Origin of the sequence: Streptomyces sp. NRRL F-4489 (genome assembly GCF_001509485.1) — a bacterium.
Lineage (GTDB): Bacteria > Actinomycetota > Actinomycetes > Streptomycetales > Streptomycetaceae > Streptomyces.
Map to the genome: position 1 here is coordinate 16,449 of NZ_LLZI01000276.1, position 19,774 is coordinate 36,222.

Below are 19,774 nucleotides of genomic sequence, written 5' to 3' on the forward strand. Positions count from 1 at the left end.
CGGCGGTCGGCTCCCGCGGCCGGTCAGCCGCGCGCCATCACCGTAGCCCACACGGTTTTGCCGGAGTGGTCGGGCGGGGTCCAGCCCCAGGAGTCGCTGAGGCGGTTGACGAGCTGGAGTCCGCGGCCGGACTCGGCGAGTTCGCCGGCCGGGCGGAGGACGGGGGCGCGGGTGCCGCCGTCGGAGACCGCGCACAGCACTCCGCGGTCCTGGCGGGTCAGGGCCAGCCAGGCGTGGCAGAAGCGGCCGGCGGCGGGCGGGCCGGCGGGCCCGGCGGGGGCCGCGGCGCCGTGCCGGAGGGCGTTGGTGACGAGTTCGGAGACGATCAGGACGGCGGTGTCGGCCAGGCGGGGGCACATCCGCCAGCCGTCGAGGGTGGCGCGGGTGAAGCGGCGGGCCTCGGCGACGGTGCGGGCCGAGCCGCTGAGGGCGCAGGCGGCGAAACCGTCGGGTCCCGGCATCCACCACGTCTCCCGGCCCGTCGCGGCCGCCGGCGGCCGCTCGTCCCGGAGGGTGTCGTGCTCGGACTGTGCCGGGTGTGTGGTCATCACGTCTCCGCGAAGGGGCATACGGGGGTGGGCGCGTCGGGGACGGTCTGGGCGGGGCCGCCCCGGAGGGCTAATATCCTCGTCGGCCGTCCGACGCTGCAAGTGCATCTGCAATTACATCGACACGGACGGCCCCCCAGGGTCGGGATCACGCCAAGCTGGTCGCGGCCCGGCCCGGTCCCGAGCACACCCCCGCAACAGAGGAGCAGTGGTGAGCGAGACGATGACCAACGGCATGCCGGCCGACGCCCTGGAGGGCGCGATCTGGCGCAAGAGCCGCCGCAGCAACCCCAGCGGCAACTGCGTTGAGCTGGCAGTTCTTCCGGACGGAGAGGTCGCGGTGCGCAATTCCCGGCACCCGGCGGGCCCCGCGCTGATCTATCCGCGGGCCGCGATGGCGGCCTTCGTCCAGGGCGCCAGGGACGGCGAATTCGACGATCTGTTCGCCCGCGACTGACCAACTGCCGCTTCCGGCAAGGCCGTACGGCGTCATATGTCGGCCGGATAGTCGGCGCAGGAGTGACCCCGCACGGGGACACTGGGCATTCGCCCGACCACTCAGGGGAGTTACGCATGAGCGCCGCGCAGCCGAGCAGCGAACCGTCCCTGCGCCGCTATCTCGACCAGCCGCGCGGCGGCCCCACCGTGCTGCGCATCGTGCTGGGCACCCAGCTGCGCCGGCTGCGGGAGGCCGCCGGTATCACCCGCGAGGCGGCCGGGGACGCCATCCGCGCCTCGCACGCCAAGATCAGCCGTCTGGAGCTGGGCCGGGTGAGCTGCAAGGAGCGCGATGTCGCGGATCTGCTGACGCTCTACGGCGTCACCGAGGCGACCGCCCGGGACACCTTCCTCGCACTGGCCCGCCGCACCGGCACGCCCGGCTGGTGGCACCAGTACGGCGATGTCCTGCCCAGCTGGTTCGAGACCCACCTCGGGCTGGAGTCGGCCGCGTCGGTGATCCGCACCTATGAAGTGCAGTTCGTCCCGGGGCTGTTGCAGACCGCGGAGTACGCGCGGGCGGTGGCGCTGCTGGGCCACCCGGGCGCGACCCCGGAGGAGACCGAGCAGCGGGTCGCGCTGCGGGTGGAGCGGCAGCGGCTGCTGACCCTCCCGGACGCGCCCCGGCTGTGGGCCATCCTCGACGAGGCGTGCCTGCGGCGGCCGCTGGGCGGTCCCGAGGTGATGGCCGGGCAGGTGCGGCATCTGCTGGCGATGGCGCGGCTGCCGAACGTCACGCTCCAGGTCGCGCCGTTCGCGCTCGGCGGGCTCGCCGCGGCGGGCGGGCCGGTCACCATCCTGCGGTTCCTGGAGCCGGACCTGCCCGACATCGTCTATCTGGAGCAGCTGACCAGCGCGCTCTATCTGGACAAGCGCGATGACGTCGACCACTACCTGGCGGTGATGGACCGGCTCTCGGCACAGGCCGAGTCGCCGCGGGAGTCGCTGGCGATGCTGGAACGGCTGCTGGGGCGGGCGGGCTGAACGACCGGGCCGGCCCCGGCTTCCGCCCGCCCGGCCCCGGCGTCCGCTACGGCTTGCGGGCCACTCCCCCGTACTCGATCCACTCCAGCGTGAGCTGCCGGGGACCGGCGTCCGCCGGGTCCGGCCGCCAGGTGGAGACCTCCACCAGGCCCGGTTCCTCGATCTCCAACCCGTCGAGAAACGACCGGAGTTCATGCGCCTGGCGCACCCGGCCCCAGTTCCCCTGGGTGCTGACCCGCATGAACTCGGTGACGAAATCCCGAGTGGCGGCGTCCTCGCTCACCAGCTGACACACCACCAGAAAGCTGCCTGGCGCGAGCCGTTCGGCCACCCGGCGGACCAGTCCGGCCGGATCGTCGGCGTCCGGGATGCAGTGCAGCACCGAGACGAACAGCGCCGCGGTCGGCTCGTCCGGGTCGATCAGGCGGCGGACCTCCGGGCTGGCGAAGATACCGTCGGTGTCCCGCATATCGGCCTGGATGACCGCGGTGTTGTCGTTCTCCTCCAGCAGCGCCCGGCCGTGGGCCAGCACGATCGGGTCGTTGTCGATGTAGACGACCCGGGAGCGGGGGTCGACCCGCTGGGCTACCTCGTGGACGTTGTCCTGGGTGGGCAGGCCGGAGCCGTGGTCGAGGAACTGCCGGATGCCGCGCTCCTGCGCCAGCCAGCGCACCGCCCGGCGCAGGAACCGCCGGTTGTTGATGGCCAGCACCTGCGTACTGGGCACGACCTTGCTCAGCTCCTCGCAGGCGGTGCGGTCCACCGCGTAGTTGTCCTTGCCGCCGAGGTAGTAGTCGTACATCCGGGCCACGCTCGGGATGCTCACGTCAACGGCGCCGGACAGCGGCCGGATTTCTTGGCTCATTCCCCACTCTTCCCGTCGGATTGCGGTGCCGGTAACCGTACGTCCGCCGGGCGCGGGCGCCAACTGCCCTGCTGGCGGCGGCAGTCGGGCCGGGCGCGAGCGGGCCGGGCGGCCTTCTCATCCGGCTCTCACCGTCCGCTCACACTCCGGTCACCCGGCGTTTCTACGCTGGCGGGCGGGGCCGCGGCGGACGGCCCGGAGGAGAGCGCGCGTGTACCACCTGACCGGCGTGGAGAAGCACTACCGGCGCGGCGGTGACGTGGTCCGGGTCCTGGACGGCGTCGACCTCTACGTACCGGACGGCACGGTGCTGGCCGTGCGGGGGCGGCCCGGTGCGGGCACGTCCACGCTGCTGCGGATCCTGGGCGGGCTGGAGCGCCCGACCCGGGGCCGGGTGCTGCTCGACGGCACGGATCTGGCCACCCTCACCGCGTCCCGGCTCGGCCGGCTGCGCGGCGACGCGATCGGCCTGCTGGGCGGTGCGGACGGCGGCGCCACCGGCCCGGCCGCCGGGGCGACGGCGCGGCAGTGGGTGGCCGCCGCGCTGGTCCCGCTGGGGCTGCGGCCCGCCGACCGCCGGGAGCTGGCCGGGGCGGCGCTGGCCGAGGTCGGACTGGCCTGGGCGGGCGAGGTGCCGCCGGGGCGCCTGCCCGCCTCCGCGCGGCGGCGCGCGGCGCTGGCCCGGGCGCTGGTCACCCGGCCCACCGTGCTGCTCGCGGACCGGCCGACCGCGGGCCTGCCGCCGGACGGGCGGGCGGAGTTCGCGGCGCTGCTGGCCCGGGTGTGCGGCGAGCGGCGGCTGACCTGCGTCCTGGCCACCGGCGACGAGGAGCTGCTCCGGTGCGCGGGCCGCCGGGTGGTGCTCGCCGGGGGCCGGCTGACCGCCGAGTGGCCGGCGGCCGGGGCGGGCCCGGTGGCCGGTAACGGGCGGGCCGGGGCCGCGGCCTGGTGCGGACGCGGCGCGGGCCGGTAGAAGAGGACCATGACCACAGAGCAGAGCGAGTCCCCCGGGCAGGCGCCGTCGAAGCCGTCCGCCGCCACCGCGTCCGGCCTCCCGGACACCGCGGAGATGGTGCGCGCCAACGAGGCCAACTGGGACGCCCGCACCCCGGTGCACGCGGCCAGCGCGTTCTACGGCCTGGACGGGTCCCGGCGCCCCGACGACTGGTTCGCACCGTTCGAATGGGACGACCTCGGCGAGCTGGCGGACCGCGACGTCCTGCACCTCCAGTGCCATCTGGGCACCGAGACCGCGGCGTTCGCCGACCGGGGCGCGCGGGCGGTGGGCCTGGACTTCTCCGCCGAGGCGGTCGCGCAGGCCCGGCGGATCGCCGAACGGACCGGCCGGGAGCTGGAGTTCGTCCGGTCCGACGTCTACCGCGCGCGGGAGGCGCTCGGCGACCGCCGCTTCGACGTGATCTACACCGGCAAGGGCGCGGTGTGCTACCTCCCCGACCTGGCCGCCTGGGCCCGCACGGTCGCCGGACTGCTGCGGCCCGGCGGCACGTTCTACCTGGTGGAGTTCCACCCGCTGCTGAACGCCCTCGGCCCCACCCCGCCCGCGGACCCGGACACCCCGCCGCTGCTGCTCCGCCACGACTACCTCGCGGGCCGGGGCGCGCTGCGCAGCGACACCCCGACGACGTACACCGACGGTCCGCCGCTGGCCGGCGCCACGACGAGCTACGAGTGGCGGCACGGCATCGGCGAGGTGGTGAACGCGGTGGTCGGGGCCGGGCTCGCGGTGCGCACGCTGCGGGAGGTCGCGTCGCTGCCGTGGCCGCGGTTCGCGTCGATGGTGCCGGACGGCCACGGCTGGTGGCGGCTGCCGGACGCCGAACCGATCCTGCCGATGCTGTACGCGCTGAAGGCGGTCAAGCCGTAGCGCGGCCTCGGCCCCGGGGTCAGCGGGCGCGGCGGTAGACCGAGCGGAGCAGCTGGTCCTTGGCCGGGCCGGTGACCCGCCACCGCAGGTGCCAGCGGTCCGCATTCAGCGCGGTGAAGGTGCCCTCGTAGCGGTCGGCGGCGCAGGGGTGGTGGGCGGTCCAGCGGCCGGTGCGCAGGTCGAGATCGTGGAAGGGGCGGCCGTCGGCGAACGTGACCGCGGCGGTGCCGTCCGGGCGGGGGCCGATCCGCAGTGTGCGGGTCGCCGGGTGGACGGTGCCCTGCCAGGTCAGCTCGCCCTCCTCGAGGTGGACCAGGGTCCCGCCGGGGCCGTCCGGGCGGATCTCGGCGGTGCCGCGGAAGCTGCCCTCCGTGCCGGTCCGCAGGTCGTGGACGGCGCGCTCGATGTGCCAGCGGCCGGTGAGGTAGGCGGCGGTGTCGGCGACGGCGTACATGGCCCCATTCTCGCCGCGGCGGCGGGCGGTCACCCCATCGGCCCCACCGGCGGTCCGGCCCGGCGGCGCCCCGGCCGCGCACCGTGCGGTCCGGGTGCGCCCGCCTTACGCTCGGTACCGGCCTCACCACCGAGGGGGACCACCGCGCCCGGCCGCCCGTACGGCCGCGCCGCCCGTCCCCGGCCCGGACCGGACCGCGAGACCCGAAAGGCGCACCCATGCCGGAGCTGTTCATCGGCGGTCAGTGGACCGCGGCGGCCGACGGGCGGGTGCGGGAGATCCGCTGCCCGGCGGACGGCACACCGGTCGCGACCGTGGACGAGGGCGGACCGAAGGACGCGGCCGCGGCGGTGGCCGCCGCCCGGCTGGCGTTCGACGACGGCCCCTGGCCGCGCACCCCGGCCGCCGAGCGGGGCCGGGTGGTGGTGCGGGTCGCGGAGCTGCTGGAGCGCGACCGGGACGCGCTGGCCCGGGCCGAGTCGCTGGACACCGGCAAGCGGCTGGTGGAGAGCGGCTACGACATGGACGACATCGCGGGCTGCTTCCGCTACTTCGGCCATCTCGCGGCGGCCGGCGGCGGCGACCGGGTGGTGGACGCCGGGAACGACGCGGTGGAGAGCACCGTGCAGCATGAGCCGGTCGGCGTCTGCGCGCTGATCACACCGTGGAACTATCCGCTGCTCCAGACCGCCTGGAAGGTCGCCCCGGCGCTGGCCGCGGGCAACACCTTCGTCCTCAAGCCCAGCGAGCTGACCCCGCACACCGCGATCCACCTGATGCGGCTGCTGGCGGAGGCCGGGGTGCCGGACGGGGCGGCCAACCTCGTCCTGGGCACCGGCCCGCTGGTCGGCGCACCGCTGACCGAGGATCCGCGGGTGGACATGGTGTCGTTCACCGGCGGACTGGCCACCGGGCGGCGGATCATGGCCGCGGCGGCGCCCACGGTGAAGAAGATCGCCCTGGAGCTGGGCGGCAAGAACGCCAATATCGTCTTCGCCGACGCGGACTTCGACACCGCGGTGGACTACGCGCTGACGGCGGTGTTCCTGCACTCCGGGCAGGTGTGCTCGGCCGGGGCGCGGCTGCTGGTGGAGGACGGGCTGCACGACCGGTTCGTCACCGAGCTGGTGGACCGGGCGCGGCGGATCCGGCTCGGCGGCCCGTTCGACGAGCGGGCGCACACCGGTCCGCTGATCTCCGCGGAGCACCGGGCGAAGGTCGCGGCGTATGTGGCGGCCGGGCTGGCGGAGGGCGCGGTGCTGCGCTGCGGCGGCGCGCCGCCGGACGATCCGGAGCTGGCCGACGGCTTCTACTACCTGCCGACGGTGCTGGACGAGTGCACCCCGGACATGTCGGTGGTGCGGGACGAGTCGTTCGGTCCGGTGCTGACGGTGGAGCGGTTCCGTACGGAGGCGGAGGCGGTGTCGCTGGCCAATGACACGGTGTACGGGCTGGCGGGGGCGGTGTGGACGGGGGACGCGGGGCGCGCGCACCGGGTCGCGGACCGGCTGCGGGCCGGCACGGTGTGGATCAACGACTTCCATCCGTACGTACCGCAGGCCGAGTGGGGCGGGATGAAGCAGTCCGGGATCGGGCGGGAGCTGGGGCCGGCCGGGCTGGCGGAGTACCTGGAGGCCAAGCACGTCTGGCGGAACACCGCGCCGCGGCCGCAGCGGTGGTTCGGGTGACGGGTCCGGGCGGGCCGGCCGGCGACGCCGGACACGACGACGGGCACGACGACGGGGCGCTGGCCGAGCTGGGGTACAAGCCCGAACTCAAGCGCACGCTGGGCAACTTCCACACCTTCGCCGCCGGTATCAGCTATATCTCCATCCTCACCGGCACCTTCCAGCTGTTCTACTTCGGGGTGAGCCACGGCGGTCCGGCGTACTGGTGGTCCTGGCCGATGGTCTTCTGCGGGCAGCTGATGGTGGCGCTGTGCTTCTGCGAGCTGGCCGGCCGCTATCCGGTGGCCGGGTCGGTCTACAACTGGGCGAAGAAGCTGGGCGGTCCGCATGTGGGCTGGCTCGGCGGCTGGATGATGCTGACCGCGTCGATGGTGTCGCTGGCCGCGGTGGCGCTGGCGTACCAGGTGACGCTGCCGCAGATCTCGGCGTTCTTCCAGGTCATCGGGGACGGCACCGGGAAGACCGACGCGGCGGCCAACGCGGTGCTGCTGGGCACCGTCCTGATCACCTTCACGACGCTGGTCAACGCCTTCGGGGTGAAGCTGATGGCGCGGATCAACTCGGCGGGTGTGGCCATCGAGCTGGTCGCGGCGGTGGTGCTGATCCTGCTGCTGGCCGCGCATCTGGCCCGGGGCCCGTCCGCGGTGACCCAGACGTTCGGGCACGGCCGCGGGGAGAGCCTGGGGTATCTCGGCGCGTTCCTGACCGCCTCGCTGGCCTCGGCGTATGTCATGTACGGCTTCGACACCGCCTCGTCGCTGGGCGAGGAGTCCCGGGACCCGGCCCGCAACGCGCCGCGCGCGATCCTGCGGGCGCTGTGCGCCTCGTTCCTGATCGGCGGCCTGATCCTGCTGTTCGCGCTGCTCTCCGCGCCCGATCTGCGCGATCCGCGGCTGGCGGCGGACGGGCTGCAGTACGTGGTGCTGGCGACGCTCGGGCCGGCGGTCGGGCAGGCGGTGCTGTGGTGCGTGGTCATCGCGATCACGGTGTGCGAACTGGCCGTGCACACCGCGGCGATCCGGCTGGCGTTCGCGATGGCCCGGGACACCAATCTGCCGGCGTCGGCCCGGCTGGCGCGGGTCAGCCCGCGCTTCCAGACGCCGGTGCTGCCGGCGGTGGTCATCGGACTGGTGGGGATCGCGATCCTGCTGCTCAACGTCAACCAGCCGCAGATCTTCTCGGTGATCACCAGTATCGCGATCATCATGATCTATCTGGCGTATGTGATGGTGACGCTGCCGATGCTGGTCCGGCGGCTGCGCGGCACCTGGCCGCCACCGGGGCCCGGCACGTTCTCGCTGGGCCGGTTCGGGCTGCCGGTGAACGTGCTGGCGGTGGCGTGGGGCCTGGCGATGTCGGTGAACCTCGCCTGGCCGCGGGCCGCGGTCTACAACGCCACCGGCCCGCAGCACTGGTATCTGCGGTGGGGCGCGTTCCTGTTCATCGGCGTGGTGGCGCTGGGCGGCTTCGCGTACTACTGGTGCGTCCAGCGCCACCGCACGGGGGTGCTGGCCGCGCACGCCGCGGGCGGCGGGGAGGCCGACGAGGCGGCCCCGGCGCCCTGACCCGCGGCGGGCGGGCCGCGGCGCGGGCGGTCAGTCGGCGGCCGGTTCGGCCGCGGCCGGCTGGACGTGCGCGGTCCACTTCTCCTCGATCCGGGCGGCCTTCCACACCACCAGGGCCACGATCCAGGTGACGAAGAACAGGCCGACGATGACGAAGCCGACCATGTTGAGGTCCAGCCCGCCGATCCAGTCCCAGAACGCGCCGTGCAGGTCCAGCTTGTCGGCGAGCAGGCCGAGCAGCTCCACCGTCCCGATGATCAGGGCGACGGCGACCGACAGGCCGGTGATGGTGAGGTTGTAGTAGACCTTGCGGACCGGCTTGGAGAACGCCCAGCCGTAGGCGAAGTTCATGAACGAGCCGTCGATGGTGTCCAGCAGGCTCATCCCGGCGGCGAACAGCACCGGCAGGCAGAGGATCGCGTACCAGGGCAGTCCGGAGGCGGCGCCGGAGCCGGCCAGCACCAGCAGCGCGACCTCGGTGGCGGTGTCGAAGCCGAGGCCGAAGAGCAGGCCGAGCGGGTACATCTGCCATGGCTTGGTGATCGACTTCATCACGCGGCCCAGCAGGCGGTTCATCAGGCCGCGGTTGTTGAGCTGCTCCTCCAGCGCCGCCTCGTCGAAGTCGCCGGCCCGCATCCGCCGGAAGACGCCCCAGATGCCGGCCAGGATGACGAGGTTGATCGCGGCGATGACGTAGAGGAAGACGCCGGAGACGGTGGTGCCGATCAGCCCGGTGATCGCGTGGAGTTCGGAGTTGTCGTCCTTGACCGGTCCGGCGAGCGCCTTGACGCCGAGGGAGAGCAGGAACGCCAGCCCGAAGACGATGCTGGAGTGGCCCAGCGAGAACCAGAAGCCGACCGACAGCGGCCGCTGGCCCTCGTGCATCAGCTTGCGGGTGGTGTTGTCGATGGCGGCGATGTGGTCGGCGTCGAAGGCGTGCCGCATACCGAGGGTGTACGCGGTCACGCCGATGCCGATGCCGAAGCTCTTGGTGCCCAGGCTGTAGTGCTCCGGGGCCACGATCGCCACCAGCGTGAACCAGCCGATGACGTGGAGCGCGAGGATGAACCCGGCCATACCGGCCATCCGCCCCCACTCGGCGCGGGTCATCGACCGCGCTATCCGCTGCCGGCGCGACGGCGGGGCCTGACCGGCGAGGGTCGGGGAGGGGGAGGTAGGCATCGGTGACACTGCTCGCTTTCTTCTTCCGCCCCGGCCTCCGCCAGGGCACCCCGCCTACATTCCCGCTGGTTGGTTTTAGTTGCAACCAATGTGCAGTAAAACCTTGCGTGCCTGGTCAGGCGGCGTGGGGCAGGGGTGCGCGGCGAGGATCAGTGGTGGTGGCCGTTCTCCGTCGCGCCCGGAGCGGCCTGGGCGCCGTCCCCGGGGGCGCCGGCCGTACGGACGGTGAAGGCGGCGGTGTGGACCGTCCCCCGGTGCCGGAAGTCGAGGAAGAGGCGGTAGGTGCCGGCGCTCGGCGCGGTGGCGGTGAAGGACACCTCGGGGCCGGCCGGTGTCCGCCGGTCACCCGCTTCGCCGTTGGGGTGGACGTGCAGATAGGCCAGATCGCCGGAGCGCAGCGCGACCAGGTGCCCGTACGCGCCGAGGTAGGGGTCGAGGTCGGTGACCGGCTTGCCGTCCTTGGTGACGCGCAGCGTCAGGGCGGCGGGCGCGCCGGGGCGGAGGGTGCCGTCGAGGGTGACGCGGTAGCCGTCGGTCTCGGCGGTGGCGGCGGGCGGAGGCAGCTCGGCGGGCCGGTACGTGCCGGTGACCGCCAGGTCGGCGCCGAGCGTGCGGCCCTCCTGGGCGCCCTCGGGGGTGAAGTCGGCGAAGACGCGGTACCCGCCGGCCGCGGGCAGGTCGGCCGGGGTTGACCAGGTGCCGTCCGCGGCCCGCCGCGGGTGGAGGTGGCGGAAGACCGACAGGTCCCGGGACGCCACGATGAAGTGCAGCTCCTTGCCGTGCTCCCGGCGGTAGGCGGTGACCGGGCGGCCGGTGCGGTCGTCGCGGACCGCGAAGCGCAGTTCGGCGGGGGCGCCGGCGGCGACGGCCGGGGTCTTCAGGTCGAGGGTGTAGCCGCCCTCGGAGACCTGGAGCCCGCCGGGGGTTTCCGCCGCCTGGCCCTTCCCCGCCGTATGGCCGGCGTGCGCGGGGGCCGGGGCGTCCGCCGCCACGGGGCCCATCGCCGCGCCCACGCCGTAGGCGGTGCCGAAGGCCGCGGCGAGCGCGGTGGCGAAGAGGCCGGCTTTCAGTCCGGTGTGCATGGTGCGTTCCCTCCCCGAACGGGCCGCGGGCGGCGGGTGCCGCGAGCGAACGCGGCCGTTCAGCTCGGGCCAGACAATACCCCCTGGGGGTATCTCGTCAAGCAACCGGACCCCCTTGCATTCAATACGGGCGGGGGGTATACATTGAGCCGCATCGAGCGATACCCCCCTGGGGTATCTCGCCGCACCGCCCGTAGACCTTCTCCGTGAGCTGCGAGGAGCAGACGACATGACCACCACCAGTCCCGGCACTGCCGAGGTCGAGCTCGCCATCGGCGGGATGACCTGCGCCTCCTGCGCCGCCCGGATCGAGAAGAAGCTCAACCGCATGGACGGGGTCGAGGCCACCGTCAACTACGCCACCGAGAAGGCCAAGGTCACCTTCCGGGACGACGTCTCGGTGGGCGACCTGATCGCCACCGTGGAGGCCACCGGCTACACCGCCCAGGAGCCGGCGCCGCCCGCCGCGGCCGGCGGCGGCGCGGCCGAGCCCGGCGCGGCGGACGGCGGCGCGGCCGGCGACCCGCTGCGCCCCCTGCGGCAGCGGCTGGTCACCGCGGTGGCGCTGGCCGTCCCGGTGATCGCCCTGGCGATGGTGCCGGCGCTCCAGTTCACCTACTGGCAGTGGCTGTCGCTGACCCTGACCGCGCCGGTCGTCACCTACGCCGCCTGGCCGTTCCACCGCGCCGCCTGGACCAACGCCCGGCACGGCGCGGCCACCATGGACACCCTGATCTCGGTCGGCACCTCGGCCGCGTTCCTGTGGTCGCTGTGGGCGCTGTTCTTCGGTACGGCCGGCATGCCGGGAATGACCCACCCGTTCGAGCTGACCATCGGCCGCAGCGACGGCGCGGGCAACATCTACCTGGAGGCCGCGGCCGGCGTCACCGCGTTCATCCTGGCCGGCCGGTACTTCGAGGCGCGGTCCAAGCGCAAGGCGGGCGCGGCCCTGAAGGCGCTGATGGAGCTGGGCGCGAAGGACGTGACCGTATTGCGCGGCGGGCGCGAAGAGACCGTCCCCGTAGGGCGGTTGAGCGTCGGGGACCGCTTCCTGGTGCGGCCCGGCGAGAAGATCGCCACCGACGGCACGGTGGTGGAAGGCTCCTCCGCGGTGGACGCCTCGATGCTGACCGGGGAGTCGGTGCCGGTGGAGGTCGCGGCCGGCGACAGCGTCACCGGTGCCACCCTGAACGTCGGCGGCCGGCTGGTCGTCGAGGCGACCCGGGTCGGCGCGGACACCCAACTCGCCCGGATGGCCAAGCTGGTGGAGGACGCGCAGAACGGCAAGGCCGCCGCCCAGCGGCTCGCGGACAAGATCTCCGCGGTCTTCGTCCCCGTCGTCATCGGACTGGCGCTGGCCACCCTCGGCTTCTGGCTCGGCAGCGGCGCCGGACTGACCGCCGCCTTCACCGCCGCGGTCGCCGTACTGATCATCGCCTGCCCGTGCGCGCTCGGACTGGCCACCCCGACCGCCCTCATGGTCGGCACCGGCCGCGGCGCCCAGCTCGGCATCCTCATCAAGGGCCCGGAGGTCCTGGAGACCACCCGCAAGGTCGACACCATCGTCCTGGACAAGACCGGCACCGTCACCACCGGCCGGATGACCCTGCTGGCCGCGCACACCGCGGCGGGCACCGACCGGGCCGAGGTCCTGCGGCTGGCCGGCGCGCTGGAGCACGCCTCGGAGCACCCGATCGCCCAGGCCGTGGCGGCCGGCGCGAGCGCCGAGGTGGGCGCCCTGCCGGTGCCGGAGGACTTCGCCAACCTCGCGGGCCTGGGCGTCCAGGGCATCGTCGAGGGGCACGCCGTCCTGGTCGGCCGGGAGCGGCTGCTCGCCGAGTGGGCGATCCCGCTCCCCGACGAGCTGGCGCGGGCCAAGGCCGGCGCCGAGGCGGCCGGGCGGACCGCGATCGCGGTGGCCTGGGACGGGGAGGCCCGGGCGGTGCTGGAGGTGGCCGACGCGGTCAAGGAGACCAGCCCGGAGGCGATCCGGCGGCTGCGCGCGCTGGGGCTGACACCCGTCCTGCTGACCGGCGACAACGCGGCGGTGGCCCGCTCGGTGGCGGCCGAGGTCGGTATCGACGCGGACCGGGTGTTCGCCGAGGTGCTGCCGCAGGACAAGGTGGACGTGGTCAAGCGCCTCCAGCGGGAGGGCCGTTCGGTGGCGATGGTCGGCGACGGCGTCAACGACGCGGCGGCGCTGGCCCAGGCCGACCTCGGACTGGCCATGGGCACCGGCACCGACGCCGCCATCGAGGCCGGCGACCTGACCCTGGTCCGCGGCGACCTGCGGGCGGCGGCCGACGCCATCCGGCTCTCCCGCCGCACCCTGGGCACCATCAAGTCCAACCTCTTCTGGGCCTTCGCCTACAACGTCGCGGCGCTGCCGCTGGCCGCGACCGGCCTGCTCAACCCGATGATCGCGGGCGCGGCGATGGCCTTCTCCTCGGTGTTCGTGGTCGGCAACAGCCTGCGGCTGCGCGGCTTCCGGGCGGCGGACAACTGACCGGTCGGGCCCGGGCCCCGGGGGCGGGGCGCGGGCCCGGCTGCTCTACCCTCGGTCCGGGAGGAGGTCGAGAGCATGCGCGCGAACCGGCGGATCCGGGCGGCCGGTGCCTGGGGGCACCTGCTGCTGATCGCCGTCCTCGCGCTGGGCGTCTTCGCGATGCACACGCTCGGCCATCCGAGCGGGGACCGGGAGATGACCGCGGGCCCTGGGGCGGGGGTCGTCGCAGGTGCCGGCGCTGCCGCGTACGACGGCGGCGCGTATGACGACACCGCGTACGGCAACGCCGCGCACGCCATGGCCGCGATGTCCCCCATGGACCGCCCGGCCGCGCACCACACCAGCCACACCACCCACGCCCACCACACCAGCGGCCCGTCATCACACCACTCCCCCGGCGCGGGAATGGACATGACCTCGCTGTGCGTGGCCGTGCTGGGCGGCTGGGCACTGGCCTGTCTGCTGCGCCTGGTGGTGCGGCGGCGGGCCGACTGGCTGGTGCTCCTGCGCGCGAGCGCCCTGGCGGTGCTGCGTCCCAATCCCCCGCCGCGCCCACCCGATCTCGCCCAGCTGTCGATTCTGCGGATTTAGGCCGAACGCCACCGCGGGCGCTCAGCGCTGCCCGCACACGGTTCCGTTCCCCTTTTTTTCCGCGTACGGGGGCCTCCCCCTGCGTATCGACGAATCGACAGCACGAGGTATCGCCATGACCGCGCATCAGCGCACCCCCCGGCCTGCCCGCCGGCTCGCCCTCACCGGTCTCGCCGCCACCGCGGCCCTGCTCCTGGCCGCCTGCGGCAGCACCGGCGGCACGGACCAGGGCAAGGCGGCCGACCCCGGCCGGACCCCCTCGGCCACGGCCGGCTCCCCGACGGCCAACCCCGCCCCGGGGCCCGTTACCGACGCGGACGTGATGTTCGCGCAGATGATGATCCCGCACCACCAGCAGGCGCTGGAGATGGCGCGGCTGGCCGATGGCCGCGCCGCGGACCCGGAGGTCAAGCGGCTCGCCGCGGCCATCGAGAAGGCCCAGGACCCGGAGATCCAGCGGATGCGGTCCTGGCTCACGGCGTGGGGCAAGCCGCAGTCCGCGGGCTCGGCGCCGGGCATGGACCACGGTTCCGGCGGCATGCGGCACGGCTCGGCCGGCCACGGTTCCGGGGCTACCGACACGCCCGGCGCCTCCGGCATGTCCGGGATGATGTCCGACGCGGACATGAAGGAGCTGACGGCCGCCAAGGGCCGGGACTTCGACCGGAAGTTCGCGGCCATGATGATCAAGCACCACGAGGGCGCGATCGAGATGGCCAAGAACGAGCAGCGGCACGGCAAGAACCCGGCCGCCAGGAAGCTCGCCGACGATGTCGTCCGCGGCCAGTCCGCCGAGGTCAAGCAGATGAAGGCCCTCCTGGACCGGCTCTGACGCCCCCGGCCGCCGCGGCCCGTCCCGTCTCCTTCTGTCCTGCGGGCGGACCGCGGCGGCCCGGACGGCCAACGGGCCCGGGCCCCCGGGCTCAGCGGTAGTCGTCCTCGTCCAGCTCCACCACCCGCGCCTGCTCGGCCCGGTCGGCCTCGTCGGCCGGCTCGGGCAGGTCGGTGGTGGGCGGGGTGTCGCGCGGCGGGCGGAGGGCGGCCTGCTGCTCGGCCGCGTCCGCCTCCGGGGCCTCCACCCCGAACTCCGCGGCCTCCTCGCCGCCGACGAGGTCATCGGGGTCGTCGAGGTAATCGGGGTGCTCGGGATCGGTCGGTTCCACCGGCATGGCTGCCTCCTGGCGTGCTCGGTCACGGGACGCGCGCCGCGCCCCTTCCCTGCGCCTGTCCCCCGCGCCCGCCCGGCAACCCTGCCACCTGCGCACCTCACCCGTTCCGCCGCGCGGCCGGCCGGGGCCGTTCGCCGCCGCGCCGGACGCGCGTCAGCCGCGGGCCGGCGGCTCGCCCTCGGGCGGGTGGGTCATCGCCCGCTCCAGGAGGAGGCGGAGGGTGGCCCGCTCGGCGTCGGTGAGCCCGGCGAGCGGGGATTCCTCGCCGAGCAGCGCCAGCAGGCGGTCGCGGAGGGCGGCGCCCTGGGCGGTCAGTACGAGCTGCTTGGCGCGCCGGTCGGTGGGGTGCGGCCGACGCTCGATCAGCTCCTGCTTCTCCAGTTTGTCGACGACGAAGGTGGCGTTGGACGGCTCGCAGGTCATCCGCTCGGCCAGCTCGCGCATGGTCATCGGCCCGGTCAGCTCGCGCAGTGCGATCGCCTGCGGGGCGGTCAGGCCGAGCCGGCCCGCGCCGCGGCGGACGTGGTCGCCGATCCGCTGGGCCATCCCGTTCAGCAGACCGCACAGCTGGCGCTCCGCGACGGTCTGCGCTTCCGGGTTCGTCGTCATGCCCTCATCGTACCAAGTGCACCTAACCTAAATAATCCGAGCTTGAATGATTCAAGCTTGATGCTTATGGTGGTGGTGCCGCCGCGATGCGGCCCGTTTCGCCGGGCACCGCGGGCCCGGCGGCGCCCTGTCCTGCCCTGCCCGTCCGCCCGTCCGTCTTCCGGAGGTACCGCCATGAGCACATCCACCACCCCCGACGCCGACACCACCCGCCTCCGCCGCCCGGGCGTCGTGCGCTCACTGCGGCTCGGCGAGACCACGGTGACCTACGTCCCGGACGGCGCGGCGCGACTGTCCGGGCGCGGCTGGCTCCCGGCGGCCACCGAGGAGGACTGGGCGGCGTACGGGGAATATCTGGACGCCGACGGGTATCTGACGGCGGGCGTCGGCGGGCTGCTGGTGGAGCGCGGCGATCGCGCCCTGCTGATCGACGCCGGCTTCGGCCCCGGGACGCGTCCGGCCGAGCCCGGCAGCCCGGTGAGCGACCTGCGGGGCGGCGCGCTGCTCGACAACCTCGCCGCGCTCGGCCGCCGGCCGGCCGGCATCGAGGCGGTCGCCGTCACCCACCTGCACACCGACCACATCGGCTGGCTCCACCACCCGGCGCCCGGTGGCGACCGCCCCGCCCTCGCGCACGCCCCGTACCTGATACCCGAAGCGGAGTGGACCGGCCGCGCCCACCTCGCCGCGCACGGCACCGGCCCGGAGGTCCTGGCGGTGCTGGAGCCCCAGGTCCGGACCGTGGCGGACGGCGAGGAGATCTTCCCCGGCGTCCGGGTCCACCTCTCCGCCGGCCACACGCCCGGGCACGCTTCGTACGTCATCTCCGGGGGCGGGCGGCGGCTGATCGCGTTCGGCGACGCGCTGCACTCGCCGGTCCAGATCAGCCACCCGGAGTGGTACGCCGCCCCCGACCACGACCGCGCCGCCGCCTCGGACGCCCGCCGGCGGCTGGTCGCCGAACTCCAGGAGCCGGACACCCTCGGCTTCGGCATCCACTTCGCCGATGTCGTCTTCGGACGGGTACGGGCCGAGGGCGCGGGGGTGGTGTGGGAGGCGGTGGATGCCTGAAGCGGTGGATGCCTGATCCAGGGGATGCCTGAACCGGCTGCGGCCGGGCGGCCGCCGGGCGGGCGGTGGGGCGCCCGGCCGACGCCCGGCCGCTCGTACCGGCCTCTAGCGGAAGACCGGGCCCGCGAAGAGCCGGTGCAGCACCGCTTCCGCGGCCTGGTCCCCTTGCCCCTCGCCGTCCCCCTCCCCCGGCGCGTACTCCGTGACGCCGAAGCCCGCGACCGGGAAGGCGTCGGCGAGCGCGTCCAGGGCGGCCGCCAGGCGCGCCGGGTGGAGGCCGCCGGGCTCAGGGCAGGAGAGCCCGGCGAAGTGGCCGGGGTCCAGCACGTCCAGGTCGAGGTGGACGTAGACGCGCCGGGCACCGGTGGCCGCCACGGCCGCGACCAGCCGGCCCGGGTCGTCCAGGCCGGCGACCGGGACGGAGCCGATACCGGCCTCGGCGGCGAACCGCCGCTCCCCGGGGTCGAGGGCGCGTACGCCGGCCAGTACCACCTGCCGGGCGGCGAGCCGGCCCGCCGGCGCGGGCACCAGCTCCGCCGGGCCGTCCCCCAGCAGCGTCCGCAGCACCATGCCGTGGAAGCCGCCGGACGGGGACGACTCGGGGGTGTTGAGGTCGGCGTGGGCGTCGAACCAGACGACCGCCAGCTCGTCCCCGTGGCGGGCCACCGCGCGGGAGACCGGCCCGAGTTCGGCCCCGCAGTCCCCGCCGGCGGTCCGCAGCGTTTCCGCGCCCCAATCGTCCAGGGCCTCCCGGGTGGCCCGCAACGCGCCCGCCAGCACGTCGAGATGGCGTACGCCGCCCTCGGTACGGCCCGGACCCGCGCTGACCGGGACGACGGTCCGCCGGGCCGCGGGCAGCAGCGCGCCGAGCCGGTGCGCCCCCGCGGCCAGCCGGCGCGGCTCGCCCGCCGCCGACCCCTGCCACTGCGGAACGATCAGCAGCCGCCGCGACGACGGCCCCGGCCCGCCACCGGTCCCCTCCGGCGCGCGGCCCTGGTCCGGCCCGCCGTGCCGCCCCTGTCCGCTCATGTCGTGTAGTCCGCGTTGATCCGGACGTAGCCGGCGGAGAGGTCGCAGCCGAACACGGTCGCCGTACCACCGCCGATACCGAGCCCGACCGTGATCTCGACCTCGCTGGCCCGCAGCTCCTCGGTGAGCTTCGCCAGCGTCTCGCCGGTCGGTTCGGCCGGATACACCTCCGTGCCCCCGAAGGCCACGGTGACCCGCTCCGGGACGATGTCCCGCTCCCCGGTGTTCTTGCCGATGGCCATCAGGACGCGCCCCCAGTTGGGGTCCGCGCCGTGCACCGCGGTCTTGACCAGCGGCGAGTTGACGACGCTCTTGGCGATCCGCTTGGCCTGCGCGGCGTCCCGCGCGCCGCCCACGGTGACCCGCAGCAGCTTCGTCGCGCCCTCCCCATCACTGGCCAGCTGGAGGGTGAGGTCCAGGCACAGATCGGCCAGGGCCGCGGCGAACTCCGCGCGATCGACCGGCCCGGCCGCCCCGTTGGCGATCACCGCCACGGTGTCGGAGGTGGAGGTGTCGGTGTCCACGCTCAGGCAGTTGAACGTCCGGTCGACGGCGGCGCGCAGCGCCTCGTCGAGTTCGTCCGCCGGTACGTCGGCATCGGTGAAGACGTAGGCGAGCATCGTCGCCATATTGGGTTCCAGCATGCCGACCCCCTTGGCGACACCGGTGATCCGGGCGCCGCCAACGGTGCGGACGGCCGTCTTCGGGCGGGTGTCGGTGGTCATCATCGCCCGTGCGACGGCCTGCGGCGCGGCGGTGAACGCCCCGGTGCCGCGCCGCCCGGCGGCGTCGAAGTGCGCGCGGATGGTGTCCATGGGCAGCGGCCGGCCGATGACCCCGGTGGAGCCGATCAGCACCTCGTCGGCGGGGATGTCCACGAGTCCGGCGACCCGGCCGACGACTTCGGCGGCGTGGTCCGCGCCCTGGCGCCCGGTGGCGACATTGGCGTTCTGGGCCAGGGTGACCACGGCCCGCAGCTTCCGCCCGGCGGCGTGGGCGCGGCTGAGGACGACCGCCGGCCCGGCGAACAGGCTCGTGGTGAACATCGCCGCGCTGACCGCCGGCCGCTCCGACACCACGATCGAGATGTCGTCGCCGTCCGCGCGCAGCCCGCCGTGCCCGGTGTACGCCCGGAAGCCGGCCGGCCACTCGGGGCCCGCGGCTGAGCTGTCCGGACCGCCATTCGAATTGTTATGCGTCATGCGGCATATGTTTGCAGTGGCGGAGTGGGGCTGTCCAGAGGTTTTCGTTCGGGCGTCCGCCGCCCGCCCTCACGCGCCCACCGGGCCGTGTTCCCCACCGGCGGCCCCGTGTTCCCCATCGGCACCCTCGTGTTCCCCACCGGCAGCCCCGCGCTCGTCCGCGTCCCCCTGGTGACCGCCGGCTCCCGCCCGCCGCCGGCCGCTGCGCCGTGGCGCCGGGTCCGCGCCGCCGAGCAGCAGCCGCCGCCGCTCCACGCCGTGGTCCTCGACCTGCGCCACGATCCGCTGGAGCAGCTCGGCCGCGTACCGGCACTCGTCCTCGTCCAACTGCCCGGTGACGAAGACCTCTTCGGCGTTGAACTCCGGGAACAGCCGGCGCATCAGCGCCTCCCCCCGCTCCGTAAGACTGAGCAGCACCAGCCGCCCGTCCCCGGGGTGCCCGGTCCGGCGCACCAGTTCCCGGGACTCCAGCGTCCGCACCACCCCGGTGAGCGTGCCCTTGGAGATCCCGGCCTCCTCGGCCACGTGCCGGGTCTCCGCCTCCTCCCGGAGCCAGACCACCCACAGCACCACGAAGCCGGTCCAGGTCAGATCCGCCCCCCGCAGCACCGAGTTCTCGAAGTGCTGCCGTACGGCCGCCGCGGCCCGGTAGATCCCGGCGACCACCGCCATCTGCTCCCACCGGACCGGCAGGCCCCCGGTCCTCGCCTCGACCAGTCGCCCGGTCTCCTCCACGGCACGCCGGTCCAGCACGGCCTCTCCTCCCTCAGCGGGCGCGCATCCGGCTGCCCAGGTCGGTCATGAGAGCGTTCGGCGCCACAGCGTACGCCGCGCCCCGCCCGCCCC

Annotated in this window: 19 protein-coding genes and 1 pseudogene; 10 read left to right on the forward strand and 10 right to left on the reverse strand. The window is 74.5% G+C overall.

Annotated elements, in window-relative coordinates; genetic code table 11:
- Positions 1-23 precede the first annotated feature (23 nt).
- The gene (locus ADL22_RS30255; protein ID WP_066987058.1) at positions 24-548 is read right to left on the reverse strand and encodes an ATP-binding protein; all 525 of its coding nucleotides are present in this window, start codon (positions 546-548) and stop codon (positions 24-26) included.
- A gap of 223 nt (positions 549-771) precedes the next feature.
- On the opposite strand from ADL22_RS30255, the gene ADL22_RS30260 reads away from it, so the two are divergent.
- Positions 772-1,005: a DUF397 domain-containing protein gene (locus ADL22_RS30260; protein WP_066987274.1), complete on the forward strand. Its 234-nt coding sequence runs from the start codon at positions 772-774 to the stop codon at positions 1,003-1,005.
- Positions 1,006-1,121: 116 nt separating this feature from the next.
- Positions 1,122-2,030, forward strand: coding sequence for a helix-turn-helix domain-containing protein (locus tag ADL22_RS30265; RefSeq protein WP_066987061.1), 909 nt, complete (start codon positions 1,122-1,124; stop codon positions 2,028-2,030).
- Positions 2,031-2,076: 46 nt separating this feature from the next.
- Here the strand turns inward: ADL22_RS30265 and ADL22_RS30270 are convergent, their stop codons facing one another.
- Complete coding sequence (locus ADL22_RS30270) at positions 2,077-2,895, reverse strand: SAM-dependent methyltransferase (protein WP_066987064.1); 819 nt, start codon at positions 2,893-2,895, stop codon at positions 2,077-2,079.
- A gap of 211 nt (positions 2,896-3,106) precedes the next feature.
- Here ADL22_RS30270 and ADL22_RS30275 point away from each other — a divergent pair, with 211 nt between their 5' ends.
- Both ADL22_RS30275 and ADL22_RS30280 read left to right on the forward strand, forming a co-directional pair.
- Positions 3,107-3,868, forward strand: a complete 762-nt coding sequence (locus tag ADL22_RS30275; protein ID WP_066987067.1) for an ATP-binding cassette domain-containing protein — start codon at positions 3,107-3,109, stop codon at positions 3,866-3,868.
- 9 nt (positions 3,869-3,877) lie between these two features.
- Entirely contained in the window at positions 3,878-4,780 is a 903-nt protein-coding gene (locus tag ADL22_RS30280; protein ID WP_079064538.1) for a class I SAM-dependent methyltransferase, read from the forward strand.
- A 19-nt stretch (positions 4,781-4,799) separates the two neighbouring features.
- Here the strand turns inward: ADL22_RS30280 and ADL22_RS30285 are convergent, their stop codons facing one another.
- Positions 4,800-5,234 carry a DUF6314 family protein gene (locus ADL22_RS30285; protein WP_066987280.1) on the reverse strand — a complete coding sequence of 145 codons (435 nt, stop codon included), beginning with the start codon at positions 5,232-5,234 and terminating at the stop codon, positions 4,800-4,802.
- A 218-nt stretch (positions 5,235-5,452) separates the two neighbouring features.
- Here ADL22_RS30285 and ADL22_RS30290 point away from each other — a divergent pair, with 218 nt between their 5' ends.
- The gene (locus tag ADL22_RS30290; protein ID WP_066987069.1) at positions 5,453-6,922 is read left to right on the forward strand and encodes an aldehyde dehydrogenase family protein; all 1,470 of its coding nucleotides are present in this window, start codon (positions 5,453-5,455) and stop codon (positions 6,920-6,922) included.
- Positions 6,910-8,487: an APC family permease gene (locus ADL22_RS30295; protein WP_420711612.1), complete on the forward strand. Its 1,578-nt coding sequence runs from the start codon at positions 6,910-6,912 to the stop codon at positions 8,485-8,487. Before ADL22_RS30290 ends, ADL22_RS30295 begins: the two co-directional genes overlap by 13 nt.
- Positions 8,488-8,517: 30 nt before the next feature.
- Here ADL22_RS30295 and ADL22_RS30300 read toward each other — a convergent pair whose 3' ends face one another.
- Together ADL22_RS30300 and ADL22_RS30305 are read right to left on the reverse strand one after the other, a co-directional pair.
- Positions 8,518-9,597, reverse strand: a complete 1,080-nt coding sequence (locus ADL22_RS30300) for a HoxN/HupN/NixA family nickel/cobalt transporter (RefSeq protein ID WP_066987076.1) — start codon at positions 9,595-9,597, stop codon at positions 8,518-8,520.
- A 221-nt stretch (positions 9,598-9,818) separates the two neighbouring features.
- Complete coding sequence (locus ADL22_RS30305; protein ID WP_066987081.1) at positions 9,819-10,751, reverse strand: hypothetical protein; 933 nt, start codon at positions 10,749-10,751, stop codon at positions 9,819-9,821.
- 229 nt (positions 10,752-10,980) lie between these two features.
- Between ADL22_RS30305 and ADL22_RS30310 the strand changes: the two genes are divergently transcribed.
- The 3 genes from ADL22_RS30310 to ADL22_RS30320 all read left to right on the forward strand — a co-directional run bounded on the left by ADL22_RS30310 (position 10,981) and on the right by ADL22_RS30320 (position 14,680).
- Positions 10,981-13,257: a heavy metal translocating P-type ATPase gene (locus ADL22_RS30310; protein ID WP_066987084.1), complete on the forward strand. Its 2,277-nt coding sequence runs from the start codon at positions 10,981-10,983 to the stop codon at positions 13,255-13,257.
- A 75-nt stretch (positions 13,258-13,332) separates the two neighbouring features.
- Entirely contained in the window at positions 13,333-13,848 is a 516-nt protein-coding gene (locus tag ADL22_RS30315) for a DUF6153 family protein (RefSeq protein WP_066987087.1), read from the forward strand.
- A gap of 115 nt (positions 13,849-13,963) precedes the next feature.
- The gene (locus ADL22_RS30320; RefSeq protein ID WP_066987090.1) at positions 13,964-14,680 is read left to right on the forward strand and encodes a DUF305 domain-containing protein; all 717 of its coding nucleotides are present in this window, start codon (positions 13,964-13,966) and stop codon (positions 14,678-14,680) included.
- A gap of 91 nt (positions 14,681-14,771) precedes the next feature.
- On the opposite strand, the gene ADL22_RS30325 is transcribed toward ADL22_RS30320, so the two are convergent.
- Together ADL22_RS30325 and ADL22_RS30330 are read right to left on the reverse strand one after the other, a co-directional pair.
- Positions 14,772-15,017: a hypothetical protein gene (locus tag ADL22_RS30325; protein WP_066987093.1), complete on the reverse strand. Its 246-nt coding sequence runs from the start codon at positions 15,015-15,017 to the stop codon at positions 14,772-14,774.
- Positions 15,018-15,170: 153 nt separating this feature from the next.
- Positions 15,171-15,626: a MarR family winged helix-turn-helix transcriptional regulator gene (locus tag ADL22_RS30330; protein ID WP_066987096.1), complete on the reverse strand. Its 456-nt coding sequence runs from the start codon at positions 15,624-15,626 to the stop codon at positions 15,171-15,173.
- Between the two features lie 174 nt (positions 15,627-15,800).
- Here ADL22_RS30330 and ADL22_RS30335 point away from each other — a divergent pair, with 174 nt between their 5' ends.
- Entirely contained in the window at positions 15,801-16,697 is an 897-nt protein-coding gene (locus ADL22_RS30335; RefSeq protein WP_199836408.1) for an MBL fold metallo-hydrolase, read from the forward strand.
- A gap of 105 nt (positions 16,698-16,802) precedes the next feature.
- Here the strand turns inward: ADL22_RS30335 and ADL22_RS30340 are convergent, their stop codons facing one another.
- From ADL22_RS30340 to ADL22_RS30350, 3 genes and pseudogenes are all read right to left on the reverse strand, one after another.
- A complete protein-coding gene (locus ADL22_RS30340) occupies positions 16,803-17,726 on the reverse strand; it encodes an arginase family protein (RefSeq protein WP_234430912.1) in 924 nt (307 codons plus the stop codon).
- Complete coding sequence (argJ, locus tag ADL22_RS30345) at positions 17,723-18,928, reverse strand: bifunctional glutamate N-acetyltransferase/amino-acid acetyltransferase ArgJ (protein WP_066987099.1); 1,206 nt, start codon at positions 18,926-18,928, stop codon at positions 17,723-17,725. Before argJ ends, ADL22_RS30340 begins: the two co-directional genes overlap by 4 nt.
- A gap of 192 nt (positions 18,929-19,120) precedes the next feature.
- A pseudogene (locus ADL22_RS30350) lies at positions 19,121-19,600 on the reverse strand (MarR family winged helix-turn-helix transcriptional regulator); the annotation flags it as partial.
- Between the last annotated feature and the right edge of the window lie 174 nt (positions 19,601-19,774).

Coding starts and splice junctions, on each gene's coding strand:
- ADL22_RS30255 (WP_066987058.1), bottom strand. CDS start 548: ATGACCACACACCCGGCACAGTCCGAGCACGACACCCTCCGGGACGAG.
- ADL22_RS30260 (WP_066987274.1), top strand. CDS start 772: ATGACCAACGGCATGCCGGCCGACGCCCTGGAGGGCGCGATCTGGCGC.
- ADL22_RS30265 (WP_066987061.1), top strand. CDS start 1,122: ATGAGCGCCGCGCAGCCGAGCAGCGAACCGTCCCTGCGCCGCTATCTC.
- ADL22_RS30270 (WP_066987064.1), bottom strand. CDS start 2,895: ATGAGCCAAGAAATCCGGCCGCTGTCCGGCGCCGTTGACGTGAGCATC.
- ADL22_RS30280 (WP_079064538.1), top strand. CDS start 3,878: ATGACCACAGAGCAGAGCGAGTCCCCCGGGCAGGCGCCGTCGAAGCCG.
- ADL22_RS30285 (WP_066987280.1), bottom strand. CDS start 5,234: ATGTACGCCGTCGCCGACACCGCCGCCTACCTCACCGGCCGCTGGCAC.
- ADL22_RS30290 (WP_066987069.1), top strand. CDS start 5,453: ATGCCGGAGCTGTTCATCGGCGGTCAGTGGACCGCGGCGGCCGACGGG.
- ADL22_RS30300 (WP_066987076.1), bottom strand. CDS start 9,597: ATGACCCGCGCCGAGTGGGGGCGGATGGCCGGTATGGCCGGGTTCATC.
- ADL22_RS30305 (WP_066987081.1), bottom strand. CDS start 10,751: ATGCACACCGGACTGAAAGCCGGCCTCTTCGCCACCGCGCTCGCCGCG.
- ADL22_RS30310 (WP_066987084.1), top strand. CDS start 10,981: ATGACCACCACCAGTCCCGGCACTGCCGAGGTCGAGCTCGCCATCGGC.
- ADL22_RS30315 (WP_066987087.1), top strand. CDS start 13,333: ATGCGCGCGAACCGGCGGATCCGGGCGGCCGGTGCCTGGGGGCACCTG.
- ADL22_RS30320 (WP_066987090.1), top strand. CDS start 13,964: ATGACCGCGCATCAGCGCACCCCCCGGCCTGCCCGCCGGCTCGCCCTC.
- ADL22_RS30325 (WP_066987093.1), bottom strand. CDS start 15,017: ATGCCGGTGGAACCGACCGATCCCGAGCACCCCGATTACCTCGACGAC.
- ADL22_RS30330 (WP_066987096.1), bottom strand. CDS start 15,626: ATGACGACGAACCCGGAAGCGCAGACCGTCGCGGAGCGCCAGCTGTGC.
- ADL22_RS30335 (WP_199836408.1), top strand. CDS start 15,801: ATGAGCACATCCACCACCCCCGACGCCGACACCACCCGCCTCCGCCGC.
- ADL22_RS30340 (WP_234430912.1), bottom strand. CDS start 17,726: ATGAGCGGACAGGGGCGGCACGGCGGGCCGGACCAGGGCCGCGCGCCG.
- argJ (WP_066987099.1), bottom strand. CDS start 18,928: ATGACGCATAACAATTCGAATGGCGGTCCGGACAGCTCAGCCGCGGGC.